The 17,715-nt window shown below is 39.6% G+C and carries 15 protein-coding genes and 1 pseudogene; 8 read left to right on the top strand and 8 right to left on the bottom strand.

The window, feature by feature from the left end:
• Position 1: 1 nt before the first annotated feature.
• Both P4S61_RS13060 and P4S61_RS13055 read right to left on the bottom strand, forming a co-directional pair.
• Positions 2 to 496 (bottom strand): helix-turn-helix transcriptional regulator, encoded by a 495-nt coding sequence (locus P4S61_RS13060; protein ID WP_257324018.1) that lies wholly within the window; start codon positions 494 to 496, stop codon positions 2 to 4.
• Between the two features lie 60 nt (positions 497 to 556).
• Entirely contained in the window at positions 557 to 2,308 is a 1,752-nt protein-coding gene (locus P4S61_RS13055; protein ID WP_337118393.1) for a DUF5666 domain-containing protein, read from the bottom strand.
• Positions 2,309 to 2,699: 391 nt separating this feature from the next.
• On the opposite strand from P4S61_RS13055, the gene P4S61_RS13050 reads away from it, so the two are divergent.
• Both P4S61_RS13050 and P4S61_RS13045 read left to right on the top strand, forming a co-directional pair.
• The gene (locus tag P4S61_RS13050) at positions 2,700 to 3,332 is read left to right on the top strand and encodes an RpiB/LacA/LacB family sugar-phosphate isomerase (protein WP_145241380.1); all 633 of its coding nucleotides are present in this window, start codon (positions 2,700 to 2,702) and stop codon (positions 3,330 to 3,332) included.
• Between the two features lie 332 nt (positions 3,333 to 3,664).
• A complete protein-coding gene (locus tag P4S61_RS13045; RefSeq protein WP_145241378.1) occupies positions 3,665 to 3,862 on the top strand; it encodes a CsbD family protein in 198 nt (65 codons plus the stop codon).
• Between the two features lie 64 nt (positions 3,863 to 3,926).
• Here the strand turns inward: P4S61_RS13045 and P4S61_RS13040 are convergent, their stop codons facing one another.
• On the bottom strand, positions 3,927 to 5,966 hold the full coding sequence (locus P4S61_RS13040; protein ID WP_337118392.1) for an FG-GAP repeat domain-containing protein: 2,040 nt from the start codon (positions 5,964 to 5,966) through the stop codon (positions 3,927 to 3,929).
• 318 nt (positions 5,967 to 6,284) lie between these two features.
• Positions 6,285 to 7,034, bottom strand: coding sequence for a hypothetical protein (locus P4S61_RS13035; protein WP_337118391.1), 750 nt, complete (start codon positions 7,032 to 7,034; stop codon positions 6,285 to 6,287).
• Between the two features lie 187 nt (positions 7,035 to 7,221).
• Between P4S61_RS13035 and P4S61_RS13030 the strand changes: the two genes are divergently transcribed.
• Positions 7,222 to 7,413: a hypothetical protein gene (locus tag P4S61_RS13030; protein ID WP_337118905.1), complete on the top strand. Its 192-nt coding sequence runs from the start codon at positions 7,222 to 7,224 to the stop codon at positions 7,411 to 7,413.
• A gap of 63 nt (positions 7,414 to 7,476) precedes the next feature.
• Here P4S61_RS13030 and P4S61_RS13025 read toward each other — a convergent pair whose 3' ends face one another.
• From P4S61_RS13025 to P4S61_RS13010, 4 genes and pseudogenes are all read right to left on the bottom strand, one after another.
• Positions 7,477 to 8,235 carry a hypothetical protein gene (locus P4S61_RS13025; protein WP_337118390.1) on the bottom strand — a complete coding sequence of 253 codons (759 nt, stop codon included), beginning with the start codon at positions 8,233 to 8,235 and terminating at the stop codon, positions 7,477 to 7,479.
• A 326-nt stretch (positions 8,236 to 8,561) separates the two neighbouring features.
• Positions 8,562 to 11,192: a methionine synthase gene (gene metH / locus P4S61_RS13020; RefSeq protein ID WP_337118389.1), complete on the bottom strand. Its 2,631-nt coding sequence runs from the start codon at positions 11,190 to 11,192 to the stop codon at positions 8,562 to 8,564.
• 10 nt (positions 11,193 to 11,202) lie between these two features.
• On the bottom strand, positions 11,203 to 12,270 hold the full coding sequence (locus P4S61_RS13015) for a homocysteine S-methyltransferase family protein (RefSeq protein ID WP_337118388.1): 1,068 nt from the start codon (positions 12,268 to 12,270) through the stop codon (positions 11,203 to 11,205).
• Positions 12,260 to 13,206: pseudogene (locus P4S61_RS13010) on the bottom strand (homoserine O-succinyltransferase). Before P4S61_RS13010 ends, P4S61_RS13015 begins: the two are co-directional and overlap by 11 nt.
• A gap of 167 nt (positions 13,207 to 13,373) precedes the next feature.
• Here P4S61_RS13010 and P4S61_RS13005 point away from each other — a divergent pair.
• The 5 genes from P4S61_RS13005 to P4S61_RS12985 all read left to right on the top strand — a co-directional run bounded on the left by P4S61_RS13005 (position 13,374) and on the right by P4S61_RS12985 (position 17,702).
• Positions 13,374 to 14,078, top strand: a complete 705-nt coding sequence (locus P4S61_RS13005) for a DMT family transporter (protein ID WP_337118387.1) — start codon at positions 13,374 to 13,376, stop codon at positions 14,076 to 14,078.
• Complete coding sequence (locus tag P4S61_RS13000; protein ID WP_337118386.1) at positions 14,069 to 14,272, top strand: EamA family transporter; 204 nt, start codon at positions 14,069 to 14,071, stop codon at positions 14,270 to 14,272. The genes P4S61_RS13005 and P4S61_RS13000 overlap by 10 nt, the downstream gene beginning before the upstream one ends.
• A 93-nt stretch (positions 14,273 to 14,365) precedes the next feature.
• A complete protein-coding gene (gene ettA, locus P4S61_RS12995) occupies positions 14,366 to 16,039 on the top strand; it encodes an energy-dependent translational throttle protein EttA (RefSeq protein ID WP_145241364.1) in 1,674 nt (557 codons plus the stop codon).
• Between the two features lie 325 nt (positions 16,040 to 16,364).
• Positions 16,365 to 16,727, top strand: a complete 363-nt coding sequence (locus tag P4S61_RS12990; RefSeq protein WP_182734665.1) for a PilZ domain-containing protein — start codon at positions 16,365 to 16,367, stop codon at positions 16,725 to 16,727.
• Between the two features lie 66 nt (positions 16,728 to 16,793).
• The gene (locus tag P4S61_RS12985) at positions 16,794 to 17,702 is read left to right on the top strand and encodes a histone deacetylase family protein (protein ID WP_337118385.1); all 909 of its coding nucleotides are present in this window, start codon (positions 16,794 to 16,796) and stop codon (positions 17,700 to 17,702) included.
• Positions 17,703 to 17,715: the final 13 nt, after the last annotated feature.

Genomic DNA, 17,715 nt, shown 5'->3' with positions numbered 1-17,715 from the left:
CTTACAACAACATTTCAAAAAATAAAGCCGCGAGCTCATGCCTGCCAGTTACATCAGCCTTTTTATAAATAGCAGATGATTGATTACTAATGGTTTTTTCTGATTTATTTCGAATACTAGCAATCTCTGATGTTGATAATCCCTTTACTAAAAATAGTGCAATCTCTTTTTCAGCAGCCGTTAATCCCCACTTTTGGAACTGTCCTTCAATTTCATTAAAAAATGCGACTTTAGAGTCTTCTAATTGCTGATTAAGAAGCCTTATATTTTCTTTCGAGACCTTTAACTGCGCCAAGTTTAACTTTTCATTAATAGTGCGCTTATGAATATCAATCACTAAATAAACGAACAATGCTAACGATAAAGCAATTAGCGTGATTTCTTGCCAAATATGCTTAGGTTCTATATTGCTTGAAATATCAGTTGATAAATCAATCAACTTAAAAATAACGATCATAATCAATGTGAATGAAATTAACTTATCTTTATGCATCATTTTTACCTAGCCATAAAAAAAGCCACAATAATGTGGCTTTATTTATTGTAATACGTTTCTTTACTTTAGCTCAGCTTCAGAAACAAGGATATATTTATTTTCCACCCATTGACCTTCAACTTCAATGGTACGACCCACGGCTAATGCCTCCATAAAAGTTATCAAATTTACATCTCGATCATTTAGCTCTAATTCTGCATTTTCCGATAACTGCACTTCGTAACCATTTAGCATAAAGCTCTTATTTGTTAAAAGCTGAGTAATGGTTCCTTCTAATTCAACATAGCCGACATGCTTATCATTGTTGCCATTGTCATCATCACCATCGTCACCTCGGTCTGCATCGCCTCCATCATCGTCGCTGCCATCATTATCATTGCGGCCAAGTTCAACCTTACCAAGAATAAATAAGTTATTAGTGTCGTATTGCCCTTCGACTTCAACACGATCTCCAACAATTAGTTGACTTAAAAACGTTGTAAAAGAAACTAATGCATCATCTATGATGTATTTTGCATCAGTAACTAACACTATTTCAGCACCGTTAACCGTAATTATATTGTTTGAAATTGCAGTTACTTGCCCTTTCATTTCCCATTCTTGTTGATATTCGTGTTGATCTTCTTTTTCAATTTTTAAAACACTAGGCAGTGGTGATGTTTGCAGGTAGGCAATTTCAACATAATCATTAATATTTAAAGTGGCAAAACTAAAGTACTGCTCATCATCATCTTCAAAACGGCTAAATTCATTAATTACATATACCACAGCATTAACGGTGATAGTTTTGTTTTCACGGTCTATATCTTCTATAACGCCTTTTACTTTACCGTCTGATGAATAAGCAGACTGTTTAAATTCGATAGAAGTGACTAAATTGTTATTAACATAAACCTCAACAAACATACCCACAGTTAAATCATTCAGTGCAGCCCCTTCAATCTCAACATCATTTGCATAGTCAAATATTTGCCCATTAACCCCAATAGATGTTGCGCTTACTTGGGTAATTAACCCCTCTATTTGGTAACGTAATACGCTATCATCATCAATATCAAGTGACTCTTTAACGGTTCTAGCATCAACCTTATTGGCAACCATTACCCCGTCAACTAAATTGCCTTCAACTTTAACATAGGTATTGTTTGCTAATACGCCATCAATTACAGCCGAGCTATAATCAATAACAACGCCATTAATAGTAAACTGTAATGTTGCCTCGTCTAAATTAGATACAATCCCAGCGGTATATTCATGCCCATCATTACTTTCATCGGTGTCGGCTTTAATGTATGACGCTAAAAAAGTACCGTCTGCTTGCGGGTAGCCGCTTATCTCGACCCTTTGCCCAACACCAATCAGTGTCTCTGAAGTATCAATAAAGTGCGTTAAATCATTATAAAAAACAACTGTATTCGCAATCTGTATTTGACTATTGTTACGATCAATACTTTGAATTACACCTTCAACTTCAGTGTCGTATGCCACGTCTTGCGCAACCCATTCGTCTGAGTCATTTTGTTGCGCTGAAAAACTAATTTTCATACCAACACTAAGCGCGCTTAATTGAGTGTTTAAGCCATTTTTCCTAATATTACTCGTATCAGTATTATATTTAATACCATCAACATAAATACTCCCAAAGCCAGTGATCGTACCTTGTGTTACAACAAGCTTAGGAGAAATTGAAACGGGAGGGGTTATCGGATTAACAACTATAGAGTCTGGTTGTTCACTTTGATTAGAGCCACCGCAAGCGGTCAATATGGTAAGTGCGCTTAAAGTGAATATATGTTTACTCATTTTTTTCATACTAATAATCCTAGGGTTAATTGTATTTACTGAATACATACTTCAACAACACTATTGACCTAGCTATTGCTTTAGTAAATAGGTGATTTTACCTACGTTTTTAACATGCTGTTTTTTATAAAAGAAAAAGCAAGCTAGGGGTATTAGGATTAAGGTAACCACAATAATGAATAAAAACATCTGCTGTTATGTAATTAACAAAAAACTGAAAACATCGAGTTATGCATAGCCACTATTTAGAAAAAGGGAAGCAAAACTCAAAGTTCGAATAGGTTACTAATTATTCTCAGGCAACTTACATAAGTAATAATATGTAATAGACAACAATATTTGCCACCGGTAGCATTGATATGTAGAATCAACTCAACGTTAACAAAATTGGTAGAGTCAAATGAAAATCGCATTAATGAACGAATTCAGTCAAGCGGCAAAAAACCCTACAGTACTTGAACAGCTTAACACTGTGGCTAATGCCCAAAATCACCAAGTATTTAATGTAGGTATGGATGGCGATAACGATCATCGATTAACCTATATTCACCTTGGGATCATTGCAAGCCTACTGCTCAACTCAAAAGCGGTAGACTTTGTAGTTACCGGTTGTGGTACTGGCCAAGGCGCGTTAATGGCGAGCAATGCATTTCCTGGTGTAACATGTGGCTACTGCATTGACCCATCTGATGCCTACCTGTTTGCGCAAATAAACAATGGCAATGCACTCGCTTTACCCTATGCCAAAGGCTTTGGCTGGGGCGCTGAGCTTAATATTAGATACATATTCGAAAAAGCATTTACCGGCGAAAAAGGCCAAGGGTATCCTGCAGAGCGTAAAGAATCTCAAGTAACAAATGCAGGTATTTTAAATCAACTAAAAGCAGATGTAGCTAAAGATTACTTAAGCGCACTTGAAGCCATTGATCCTGAGCTGATTAAACAAGCCATTGGCGGCCCACGTTTTCAAGAGTGTTTTTTCACACATTGCCAAGACGACGCAATTGCTGCATTTGTTAAAGCGCGTATTTAAATATATCCGGTATTCGTACTGACTCTAATTAATACGCACACGCCAATGTAATATATAAATTTCATTGGCTTTTTTATATGAAATAGTTAAAGGAAAATTCTAAAAAGTGAATTACCCACACAAATATTAATAATCAATCCCTACTTTTCAAGGTCGTAATAATTACACACATTAACGTAATAATTAAGCACACAATCTAATAGCTACCGAGAGAATAGATCGTAAAGCAATGATTTAAAATGAAATAAAATAAATATCTAGCATGGTATAGAGTTTGCTTTTTAATAACTGAACACGACAAGAAAATCACTTATCTATACAAGGAGTAAATTATGAATAGCGATCGTATTGAAGGTAATTGGAAAGAACTTAAAGGTAAAGCGCAACGTAAATGGGGCGACCTTACCAACGATGATTTAGATAAAATTGAAGGTAGTCGTAAAGAGCTTGTTGGTAAAATTCAACAAGCATACGGTAAATCGAAAGAGGAAGCTGAGCGCGAAGTTGATGAGTTTGAGAAAGGCCATTAACCTAAAGCATAGCAACTGCTTTTATGAAAAAACCGCCACTTGGCGGTTTTTTATCTATAGTAAGTTATTTACTATAAATTTGTCGGCGTCTACCAAGAAGAGAAAACGATAGCAATGCAATTAGATAATAGATGCCACCACCTGAGCTTGAACTAGACTCAGATGAAGGCGCACCTTGCTTACCTTCAACATTCACGGTGACAGTTTGAGTCGCAGAGCTAGCAAACTTATCTTTAGCGATATAGCTAAAAGTAATCGTATGACTTTCTTCTTCTGTTGGAGTTAATTTAAACAACCCAGTATCAGCTTCAAAGCTAAAACTCCCTGAATTAGGCTCAGTAACTAGCTCATATTCAATCGTATCATCGTCATTATCTAGTGCTGAAAAACGGCCATTTACTTCGCTATTATAAGACGTTTTATAGGTTAAATTTTGAGCTTGTGGAGTCGTATTTTTAAACTCGATAACTACATTATGTATTTTAGTTTCTATTAAAGAATCTCTGACTGTATAGCTTACTGACACTGGCTCAAGTGACTCCCCACTTGGCGAAAATGTAACACTCCCAGATGCAGCATCGATTAACTGAATCTGCCCATGCGCAGGCGTATTTTTAATATCAAATACCAGATTTTCTTCATCTTCATCTAGCCCCTCAAGGTTAAAATTAAGTGGCGTATTCCAATGTGTTTGCAGTGTCATGTTATTTGCAACCGGAGCCGTATTTGTCAAATCTAATGTTAAACTTGCTACAGCCGAACGCGCACGCCCTTTAACGGTGTAGTAGTTAAGCACATCAGTACCGGTTGTAACTCCAGAAGGAACATAAGTCAACAACCCCGCTTTCCTATCACTGAACTCTACTTTGCCTAAGGCTGGTCTTTGATCCAATACAACATAGTCAATATCATCAGCAACAGGTAAATCTATTTGAATACTTGATAACACGTGACCTGAATAGCTAATATTATCTGGTTTAGCTAAAGGTACAGCCGTTTGGTTAGAAAACACTTCTAATGACTTACCTGACAACAGTGTATAGTCAACATTATTGAACGTCGTACTTGCTAACCAACTAGCTTCGTTAGCTCTGTCGATCCTATATGAAATCGTATTATTATCTAAATAGTACTCACCAAATTGATCTGAACACGAATATTGCACAAATCCCGCTCTTACTGATACCAAGTTATTTAAAGTGCCTTGGCACACTTCAGCGATTAATGTTTCTTGACCGTTTAAAGCTACCTTATACAGCGACCCACTAGAGCTAGACGCTACTAAAGATTGTTCTCCGTTAGCAATAACATTAACTAAACCGTTAAAGCTTTGGCTTAGGGTAACCTTCATAATGGTATTGTTAGAATAATCATAACCAACTAGAGAACCATCCACTAAACTAACAATGTCGATATTGTCATTGTTAATAAAGCTTCCAGTTACTATTGAGCTCATTCCACGCCAAGAAAAACCCAAACTAGGCGATATTTTTAACACTTCCCCTGTTTGTCCATTTAAGACCTTGAAAAAATTCCCTTCACTGCCGGTATGTTCAGCACCATTGCCTACAATTATTTCTAGCTTGCCATCATTGTTGATATCAAACGCAGTTAACGCACTGACATAATCACCGCTACCAAGCTTTGTTTGAAATATCTCCTCACCACTATCAGGAGAAAAAACCTGAACATTTGCATCATATATTGCAGAACTACCAGAAATTATATAATTTTTACCGTCATTGAATAAATCAGCGGTAGTAATCAAAGTATTACTATCCCAGTCATTTTTCAGCTCAATATTTGTAAGAATTCTAGTTTTTGTTTTTGTATCAACAACATATAGAGAATTACTATCAGTTAGTGTGTAAAGTACATCTAAACTTCCATTATTATTGATATCAGCAAGCGCTAAAGATTTATTAGAATATTGCTTAATTTTTTTAGACCATTGCTTAGTTTTATCATCCACATTGTGGATCTGAAACTCATCTTCACCTGAAGATGAGTAACCCGCTCCCCAAGCAATATCCTGTTTGCCGTCACCGTTAAAATCGTCAACGACAATACCTGACACACCATGTCCAGGATTTTTATACTCCAAAACTCAATACCAGTTGTAAGTGAAAGCGCGTACAACTGACCCCACTGGCCGTCACCGTAAACTAAATCATCGATGCCGTCTTTATTGATGTCTGCAACAATAACTTTATCAATATCTTGGCCACTCTGAGCTGTCCACAAAACTTTTTCTGTACTTGGGCTCAACATCTCTATGCTTTTCCAACTCTGCCCATTAATTACTTCGTCTAAGCCATCGTTATTTATATCCACTGCTATCAGGTGTTCGCCACTAGCATTTAAATTAAGTTGTTTATGCAGCACAAACGTATCATTTTCAAACCGAAAAACCGCACCATCACTAAATAGGATTTCTTTTAACGTTAGCTTGAGTAAATGATCCCAGAACAAATTTTTGCTGTGCATTTTTAAGTGCTGCTAACTCAGACAGATCAAGAGCATTGAGCACTAACAGCTCATTGTTTCTATAAACAATAATCTCATCTTTGCCATCATTATTTATATCAAAAGCATCGACTGAATCAGCATTATAATAATCAAAAGTTAGCTCCGTGCTTAGTTCAACCTTTTGAGTGACTAAATTAACCTTTTTTAAAAATTTGCCTTCTAATACATATAAATAATAGGTATCAGTCACATTATCCTTTAACAGTGCTGTATCTTGAATACTGCTGTCAAAATCATAACGAGCTGTTACCTGATACTCATCCTTCGTATATTCAATGATATTAAAGCTGCTCTGTTGGGCAGATATAATATGCATACTATTCAACCCTGTTAGCGCTGTAACATATAAGCCTTTTTGACCCATAGAGTTGTCTAATGAGAAATCACGAAATATACTTGTAAGTTCAATATTTTGGTTGTTAGTAGCAGTTTGAAAAGATGTATTATTTTTTGAAGGTGTAGATAATTTAGCTTTTGTAGTTAAGCTATCGAAGTGTGACTTATCAAAATTTATTTTTTGACCGTTAACTAAAACAGCATCACCATAGGTATTTTCTTGAGTATTTTGTAAGTGTTCTGCATCAGTAGCATTAACTGAATAAGCACTCATCATGAGTAAAGTAAAGCAAGATAATTTAATCAATTCCCTAATCCTTTGTATTTTATTTTTAATTATAATGATCCATTAGCACCAGCATTATATAACCAAACATTTAAAAATAAAGAACCCATTAACAAAATTCAACAAAGATTAACAAAGTTAAAGAGTGGCTAGCACCGAGTAATGCATAACCATAACTTCGCAAATTTAAAACCAAACTCAATGGCCAATAGGTAACGAACTATTCATATGTATCTTAAATCAACTAAAAGCAGATGTAGCTAAAGATTACTTAAGCGCACTTGAAGCCATTGACCCTGAGCTGATTAAACAAGCCATTGGCGGTGCTCGTTTTCAAGAGTGTTTTTTCACACATTGCCAAGACGATGCAATTGCGGCATTTGTTAAAGTGCGTATTTAATAAAATAGCGCCCTATATTTAAGGGAAGCACACTCCCCTTTTTGCATCTAAGATAATTAACTTTTAACTTCCAGTGTTTATAATATCCTGAGACAAAATACGCTTATCGTCTTTGTATACTTCAAGCCAACCTGGTGGCGAGGTATCACAGCCGATCACTGTAACTTGTAATACATAGCTGTAACGGCCATTGTTAAATGTGTAGCTATGGTTACCACCGCTACCGTCAAACTTTATATCGCCATTAACTAAAACAATATCTGGTTTATCACTGAGTTTTTTATCAATACTCCACGATACATAGCGGAAGTTTCCATCCCCTAAGTCATCGATACGAATACGGAATTTAGCCGTTTGCCAATCTAAAATAGGCTCTGCAAAAGTATTAACACTTGGGTGCAGCGCTTGTTTATCAGCTGCTATTAAACGTTTCGCTAGCAACTGCTCTTTGGCTGTTTGGTAATTTATACCGATAATTTTACCGTTGCTATCAACCCAAACGATGCCACTATTTAGCATAATGCCGCGCCAGCCCACCTTATCCCAGTCAGTATCGATATTTGAATTAGCAATCTGTGCAATCAGCTGCGGATCAAATACCTGCTCGAAACGTTCGACTAACTCAGCTTGATTATTAATAGCAGGCACTGGATAGCTGCGCTTTAACGGATAACTAACCAGCGCAGCAACCGCCGCTTTATCATCATCTTTAAACGCGGCAATAATAGATGAAATATTTTGATGATACTGCTGCTCAAGCGCAAACGTATTTGATGCGAAAAGTAGAGATAAGCACAGTAAAGTGAGATTTAGAAACTTCATGTGTAGCCCTTTAGTTAAAATATTGATTAATAAGGAGACGTAAAGAAACTAGGCGTTAGGTAAAAGTCAAAGACAAGAAACAATCCCCTTATACCTACAGTTATAATTACAGTTTTTAAGTCGTTGCGAATCATTATAAGTTTACGCCTAGATAAACTCATAATGCTATTTTAGTGACTTATCCCCTACCAACATGACTTAAATTGCATCATTGAATAACTCCACCAAACAAAGGTAATAAATCACCAGCTTATACAATTATTATTCATAAAAAAACGAGCCTAATTTGACTCGTTTTTACTTATCACTTACCGCTTAAAGCTGCCCTATTCCGGCTCATACCCCAAATTAGGCGACAGCCACCTTTCGGCCTCTTCCAGCGTCATGTTGGTACGTTTAGCGTAGTCTTCAACCTGATCCTTTTGTACTGCCGCTACGGCGTAGTATTTAGCCTCAGGGTGAGAGAAGTACCAGCCTGATACCGCAGCACCGGGCCACATGGCGTATGAGCTGGTGAGCTGCATGCCAATGCGCTTTTCAGTGTCGAGTAGTTGCCAGATTTTCTTTTTCTCAGTGTGCTCTGGACACGCTGGGTAACCGGGTGCTGGGCGAATACCTTGATAGTTTTCACGAATAAGATCTTCATTCGCAAGGTTTTCGTCTGGGGCAAAACCCCAATATTCTTTACGCACTTGTTCGTGTAAGTACTCAGCAAAGGCTTCGGCGAGTCTATCTGCCACCGCTTTTACCATTATTTTGTTGTAGTCATCTTGCTGTGCATCGAACGCATCAGCTAAGTCGTCTTCTTCAAGACCGCCGGTTACCGCAAATGCACCAAAGTAATCAGGCGTGCCTTTCGGAGCGATATAATCAGCTAAGCAGTAGTTAGCAAAGTCGGTTTTTTCTGTTTGCTGACGTAAATGGCACGATGTGGTTAATAGTTCAGAGCGAGTTTCGTCTGTGTATATTTCAATATCGTCACCCACGCGATTAGCTGGGAATAAACCAATTACGCCAAGCGGTTGCAAACTGCCTGACTTTTCAAGGTCGTCAAGCATGTCGTTAGCGTCTTTAAATAAGCTTTGCGCCTGCTCGCCAACCACTTCATCAGTCATGATACGTGGGTATTTACCGGCGATTGACCAGGTCATAAAGTACGGCGTCCAGTCTATGTATTGTCGTAAAGTGGCTATCGAGACATTTTTAAACTCTGTCACGCCTAGCTTTTTCGGCACCGGTGGAGTGTAATTATCCCAATCAAACTTGGCGGCGTTGTCGCGGGCACGTTGAATAGTAACCGGTTTTGAACGTGGTTTTTTGCGTGCTTGCTGCTCGCGTACTTTGACATATTCAGCGCTGGTTTTTGCTAAAAATTCAGCTTTATGCTCTTTCGACAATAAGTTAGAAACCACGCCTACAGCGCGACTGGCGTTATTTACATACACCACGCCTTTGTCATATTGTGGCTCGATTTTAACGGCAGTATGCGCTTTTGAGGTAGTCGCGCCACCAATCAATAGCGGTAGTTCAAAACCACGGCGCTTCATTTCTTTGGCAACATGCACCATTTCATCAAGCGATGGTGTAATCAGCCCTGATAAACCAATGATATCGGCTTTTTCATCAATCGCGGTTTGCAGTATTTTATCGGCAGGCACCATTACGCCTAAATCGATAACTTCATAGTTATTACATTGCAGTACTACGCCAACAATATTTTTACCAATATCATATACGTCACCTTTAACGGTGGCCATCACGATTTTACCGTTAGTAGCCCCTTCTTCTTTTTCTGCTTCAATGTAAGGGTCTAGGTAGGCCACTGCGCGCTTCATCACTCGCGCTGATTTAACGACTTGCGGTAAGAACATTTTACCTGCGCCAAATAAATCGCCTACCACATTCATGCCGTCCATTAACGGCCCTTCAATCACATGAATAGGTTTATCGGCAGCAGCACGGCATTCTTCGGTGTCTTCATCTATAAAGGTAGTAATGCCTTTAACAAGAGCATGTTCAAGGCGCTTTTCGACCGGCCAAGTACGCCATTCTAAATCCTCTACGCGTTCGGCTTGTGCCATGCCTGAGTATTTAGGTGCCAACTCAACTAAACGTTCACCTGCACCTGGATCGGTATTTAAAATAACGTCTTCAACCGCTTTTCGCAGCTCCGCTGGAATATCATCATACACAGCGAGTTGCCCTGCATTAACAATTCCCATATCCATACCCGCTTGAATTGCGTGATATAAAAATACTGAGTGAATAGCCTCTCGCACGGGGTTATTCCCACGAAACGAGAACGATACATTCGACACCCCACCCGACACTTTACAGTGTGGCAAGTTTTGCTTAATGCGACGTGTACCTTCAATAAATTCAACTGCGTAGTTGTCGTGCTCTTCAATACCGGTTGCTACCGCAAAGATGTTGGGATCGAAAATAATATCTTCTGGCGCAAAGCCAATTTCATCCACCAAAATGCGGTAACTACGCTGACAAATTTCAAACTTGCGATCGGCTGTATCTGCTTGGCCGTCGGTATCAAACGCCATAACCACTGCAACGGCGCCAAAACGTTTAATAATTTTAGCTTGGCGAATAAATGGCTCTTCACCTTCTTTTAGCGAGATTGAGTTTACAATTGCCTTGCCTTGAATACACTTTAAGCCCGCTTCAATGACTTCCCACTTAGAAGAGTCGACCATAATTGGCACGCGAGAAATATCAGGCTCGGAGGCAATCAAATTTAAAAATTTCACCATGGCGGCTTTTGAGTCCAGCATGGCTTCATCCATGTTGATATCAATAACCTGTGCGCCGTTTTCTACTTGCTCGCGGGCAACATTAAGCGCACTCTCGTAATCTTCTTCCATGATCAAACGTTTGAACATGGCTGAGCCGGTCACATTGGTACGTTCGCCAACGTTGGTAAATACTGCTATTTTTTGTGTCATCTCGGCTACCTTAGTTTAAATTACACGCTTCAAGGCCTGATAAGCGCATACGCACTTCAAGCTCTGGCAATAGGCGAGGTTTAACACCTTCAAGCCCTTTCGAAAATGCCCTGATGTGTGCAGGTGTGGTACCACAACAACCGCCAACAATATTGATAAAGCCAGACTTGCCCCAATCGATAATTTCTTGAGCCATTTCAGGTGCTTCTAAATCATATTCCCCAAACTCGTTCGGTAAACCAGCATTGGGGTGAACAGAGACAAAGGTTTCGCAAACACGCGATAGTTCTTCTACATATTGGCGCAATAAATCTGGACCTAGCGCGCAGTTCAAGCCAATTGAAATTGGCTTTATATGACGAATAGAATTATAAAATGCTTCGGTGGTTTGCCCTGACAGCGTACGGCCCGAGGCATCGGTTATGGTGCCAGAGATCATCACAGGCAACTTGCGCCCTGCTTGTTCAAACGCTTCTTCAACCGCGAATGAAGCCGCTTTTGCATTAAGCGTATCAAAAATTGTTTCTATTAAAATGAGATCAACACCACCTTCCATTAAAGCAAGGGTTGATTCAACATACGCGGTGACTAACTTATCAAACGTGACATTGCGATAACCAGGGTCGTTCACATCCGGTGAGATTGAACAGGTTTTTGAGGTTGGCCCTAAAACACCCGCAACATAGCGTGGTTTAGCTGGATTTTTAGCAGTAAACTCATCACAAATACTGCGTGCTAATTTAGCTGACTCTAAGTTTACTTCACGGCTGATGCTGGCCATATCGTAATCTTCCATCGAAATTGTAGTCGAATTAAAGGTGTTGGTTTCGATAATATCGGCACCTGCATTTAAAAAGCCACGATGAATATCAGCAATAATTTTTGGTTGTGTAATGCTTAATAAATCATTATTACCTTTAATTAGCACATGCCAGTCTTTAAAGCGCTCGCCACGGTAATCGTGTTCTTCTAATTTGTGTTCTTGGATCATGGTACCCATAGCACCATCAAGAATTAAAATACGCTGTTTTAACGCTTCAATTAACTCGGCGCTTTTGTTTTCTAAATTATTCGGCATAGTTGTTAGTCCTTACGGCTTGGCTAACTAAATTAATATCATAGGGTGTGGTTTGGTACACATAATAATTTAACCAATTCGAAAACAGTAAAAGGCATGGCTTTGCCAAGTTTTCGACGGTTCGTTATCAGGGTTGTTCTCTGGAAAGTAATTTTCAGGCAATGGCGCATCAGGGCCTTTTTCTAAATCGCGCTGATATTCGCCTTTTAAAGTGTCTGCATCATACTCAGGATGCCCGGTAATATACACTTGGCTGCCGGATTTATTTTTTATTAAGTAAGCGCCTACTTGCTCTGAACCTGCCAGCACCACTAAATCATCACAAGCGTTAATTTTTTCAATATCAATATGGCCATAACGCGAGTGCGGCACTACAAAGGTATCGTCAAAACCACGCGTTAAGGCTCCATGTTCAAAGTAACACTTATGGGTAAACACGCCACAGAGCTTATTTTCTTTTAGTTCACGCTTTAGATTATAATGATGAAATAAACCCGCGTGAGCCGCCCAACACGAAAATAATGTTGAGGTTACATGCTGCTCCGCCCAATCTAAAATTACTTTTAGTTCATCCCAGTAGGCTACATCGTCATATTCTAAATGTGCCAATGGTGCGCCGGTAATGAGTAATGCATCGTAATTGTTGTCTTTCACTTCAGAGAAATAACGATAAAAAGTGTCTAAATGCTGCTCTGAATTGCTACTGCTGCGATGAGTGTCTAAACGTAGTAGCTCTACATTCACTTGTAAGGGTGAATTAGCGAGCAAACGAATAAATTGCACCTCGGTTTCTACCTTATTAGGCATTAAGTTTAAAATCGCCAAGCGCATCGGACGGATCTCTTGGGTTTTAGCGCGGCTTTTTGGCATTACGAATACGTTTTCTTGACGTAACTTCGCAATTGCGGGCAATTCATCTTTAACGGTAATAGGCATACTCATCTCCAAGGCATAATTAACCAATGGCTAATTATGAACGGATAGCTGGAAATTTCAACCTCTAGATGTTTAGATGTCCAAATGAGTTTATTTTAACTATTCTTTTGCATTCTAAAAACCGCTCGCCATAATGCGCCTGTTGATTTTATTTTAAGGTGGTAAACGTGATTGATTGGCTAGGCTTAGGAGAACTTTTTGCTATATTAGCAGCTATTGTTTGGGCGCTTTCGACCATTTTATATAAAGGTTTTAGCCATCACTTAACGCCTATGCAGCTAAACATCAGTAAAGGCGTGTTAGCAAGTGCCATGATGTTAGTGACTATTGCGATTACTCAAGACGCTGCACTACCACATCATCTGATAAGCTGGCTTTGGCTAATTGCTGGCGGGGTGATTGGGATTGCGATTGGCGATAGCGCCTATTTTACTGCGCTGCGAAATATTGGCCCTGCTCGCACGTTAGTTATTGAGTCCCTTGCTCCAGCCCTTGTGGGGGTTTTTAATATCCTGCTATTAAATCATTATTTATCGCCATTTGCATGGTGCGGTATTGTACTTACAACCATTGGCGTAGTAATAGCAATCAAGCCTGAAAAAACATTGCCACAGGTTGATCATCAACATTATCGCAAAGGTGTTTTATGTGCCCTTGCAGCTGCTATCTGCCAAGCGCTCGGTATGGTGATGTCTAAAGGCGCACTCAATAATGAGCATATGAGTAGCTTATGGGCGGCATTAATTAGATTAGCAGCAGGTACGATGACTGTGGCCTTAGTTGTTGCAGTATTTAAAAGCAGTGAATTTAAACAAGCACTAACTCTGAGGGAATTAGCGGCAAACAATGGTTTTTTGCGGCTGTGTTTTTAGGCACTTTCCTTGGTTTATGGCTTCAACTTGGCGCAGTTAAATATACCGATCCAGCCATTGCACAAACGATTTTCGCAACCGCGCCATTAATTGTAATGAGCATTGGTTTTATAAAGCGCGAGCCCGTTACCAATAAAATGTTAATAGGCGGCTTGCTTGCTTTAATCGGTGTAGGAGTATTGCTCGCGAATTAGCACATTGTTATTTGGTTGATTCGTTGACTGTTTCACCTGTGAGCCACTACAATACAACATTGAAATTTTTATTATTATTTGAAGGCTCCTTCCATGGTTTTACCTGATAAGTTTATTTTCTCGATGAGTCGAGTATCTAAGGTTGTGCCACCTAAGCGCACTATCTTAAAAGATATTTCTTTGCATTTTTTCCCGGGCGCAAAAATTGGTGTACTTGGTTTAAACGGTTCTGGTAAATCAACGTTGCTACGTATTATGGCCGGCCTTGATCAAGAGTTTGAAGGTGAGGCATATCCTCAACCGGGCACTAAAATTGGTTACTTACCGCAAGAGCCTATTCTAGATGAAAGCAAAACGGTTCGTGAAACTGTGGAAGAAGCAGTCAGCGAAGTTAAAAACGCGCTTAACCGTCTTGATGAAGTATATAACGAATACGCGATGGAAGATGCTGACTTTGACGCACTAGCCAAAGAGCAAGGTGAGCTTGAAGCAATTATTCAAGCCCACGATGGTCATAACATCGACAACGTATTAGAGCGCGCCGCAGATGCCCTGCGCTTACCTGAGTGGGATGCTAAAATTGAATTCTTGTCAGGTGGTGAGCGTCGCCGAGTGGCTATCTGCCGCTTATTGCTTGAAAAACCAGATATGCTTATCCTCGATGAGCCGACTAACCACTTAGATGCAGAATCTGTAGCATGGCTTGAGCGCTTCTTGCATGATTACGAAGGCACTGTTGTGGCGGTAACCCATGACCGTTACTTCCTCGATAATGTAGCTGGCTGGATCTTAGAGCTTGACCGTGGTGAAGGTATTCCATGGGAAGGTAATTATTCTTCTTGGCTTGAGCAAAAAGATGCGCGCCTGCAACAAGAGCAAAAGTCTGAAAAAGCCCGTCAAAAATCAATTGCACAAGAACTTGAGTGGGTACGTTCAAACCAAAAAGGTCGTCAAGCTAAGTCAAAAGCGCGTATGTCGCAATTTACTGAAATGCAGCAGTCTGATTACCAAAAACGTAATGAAACCAACGAGCTATTTATTCCACCTGGACCACGTTTAGGTGATCAAGTTATTGAAGTTAAAAACTTGAAGAAAAGCTTTGGCGATCGCGTGTTAATTGATGATCTAAGCTTTACTGTGCCTAAAGGCGCAATTGTTGGCATTATCGGTGCCAATGGCGCAGGTAAATCAACGCTGTTTAAAATGCTCAGCGGTGAAGACAAACAAGACAGCGGTGAAATTAACCTAGGTGAAACGGTTGAACTGGCAACCGTTGATCAGTTCCGAGGCAATATGGATGACAGCAATACTGTTTTCCAAGAAATTTCAAACGGCCAAGACGTACTAAAAATTGGTAACTTTGAATTCCAAAGCCGTGCCTATGTTAGTCGCTTTAACTTCAAAGGTAACGATCAGCAAAAATTTGTTAAGGACTTGTCAGGTGGTGAACGCAACCGCTTACACTTAGCTAAGTTATTAAAAGCCGGTGGCAACGTTATCCTGCTGGATGAGCCAACCAATGATTTGGACGTTGAAACATTACGTGCCCTTGAGAACGCTATTTTAGAATTCCCAGGCTGCGTTATGTGTATCTCGCATGACCGTTGGTTCTTAGACCGTATTGCAACACATATTCTTGATTACCGTGACGAAGGCCAAATTAACTTCTTCGATGGTAACTACACTGAATATGAAGAATGGCTTAAAAAGACCTTAGGCACTGCGGCTACGCAACCTAAGCGTATTAAGTACAAAAAGATAGGTTAAGTTCTAGGTTCTAAACATTTTTTAAGCCCCACATTTATGTGGGGCTTTTTTTATTAACCTGGAATATAGATCAGAGATTCACGATCCAGAGTTCAGCTTATACCAATCGTGTTAAGTTACTGACCATTTATAGCGACAGATAAATAGAGTGATAACAAGACATAAATTTTGACATGTAGTTGTTCTACATGAAAAATTTATAACGCAGTTAGCGCTTTATTTAGCTCGCTAGAATGGTTAAATATTTAAGTCGATTGGTATTAATTACACATGCTGACTAAAAAATAGGCTACACTTAATCCTAATACTCCTAAAAGGAATAATGATGGAAAACCGCCGACATTACACGCGCATTTTATTTTCAACTCCCGCGCATTTAACCAATAATACCCATAGTTACCCCTGCCAGTTGCTCGATATATCATTAAATGGCGCTCTGGTTAGTCGCAATAATGACTTTAACTTTACAAAAAACAGTAGTGCTATTCTTGCCTTTAAACTCCCGCAAAGTGAAGTAATCATCGCGATGACTGTCACTATTTGCCATATCGAACAACAACATATAGGTTTAAAATGTACCCATATTGATATAGATAGTATTACCCATTTAAAGCGTTTAATTGAGTTAAACCTCGCTGACGATACACTACTGCACCGTGAACTTGAGAGTTTGATCCACAGTGCGTAAAGCAAGTAACTGGATTGAAATTGCCCTGTAGGTTACCCTAGAGAAAATTCGCAACGCAATCTGACTATGGCTCTTAATCAACACTTACCGCTGGTTTATCACCCTAACTATTCGTTTAACTTTGATCCTAACCATCGTTTTGTAATGAGTAAATTTGCCCATTTATACCAACAAGTAAACGCACTTGGTTTGGCGAATAGCAACCTAATCACACCTGAACTTGGCAGCCCTGAGGCGCTTGAATTGGTACATTGTGATAATTACATTCAAGATTTATGGCATAACCGCTTAGATGATAAAGCGATGCGTCGTATTGGGCTACCTTGGTCAGAACAATTAATGGCACGAACTTTTACCGCACCTCAAGGCACGTTGCAAACTGCGCGCTTAGCTCTTGAGCACGGCATTGCATGCCATTTAGCCGGCGGTACACACCACGCTCACAGCGATTTTGGCTCTGGCTATTGTATGGTCAACGACTTAGCCTTTACTGCACAAACGCTGATTCAATCAGCTGAAGTAACCAATGTATTGATTTTTGACTTAGATGTACACCAAGGCGATGGCACCGCAGCCATATTACAACACCAACCTTATGCATATACTTGCTCGATTCATTGTGAAAAGAATTTTCCATTTCGCAAATCCGCCAGCGATCTCGACATTGGTTTAGCTAATAATATGCAAGATGATGAATATTTAGGGGTTGTTGATGATACCTTGCGCTTTTTACTCAGAGAACTTAACCCTGATTTAGTGCTGTATGATGCCGGAGTTGATATTTGGCAACAAGATGGCTTAGGTAAGCTTGATGTTAGCTGGCAAGGCATTGAAAAACGTGATCACTTAGTGTTTAAGCGCTGTATTGAGCACAATACGCCAGTGGCAAGCGTGATTGGCGGAGGTTATGACAGAGATCACTTGCGCCTTGCAAAACGCCACGCAATTGTTATAGAGCAAGCTGCGCTGTTTTAAAAGCAGAGTATAA

The organism is Pseudoalteromonas sp. B160 (genome assembly GCF_037162485.1).
Taxonomy (GTDB): Bacteria; Pseudomonadota; Gammaproteobacteria; order Enterobacterales; family Alteromonadaceae; genus Pseudoalteromonas; species Pseudoalteromonas rhizosphaerae.
The sequence above is the reverse complement of the archived record's forward strand: the minus strand, read 5'-3'. Positions and strand labels throughout refer to the sequence as shown.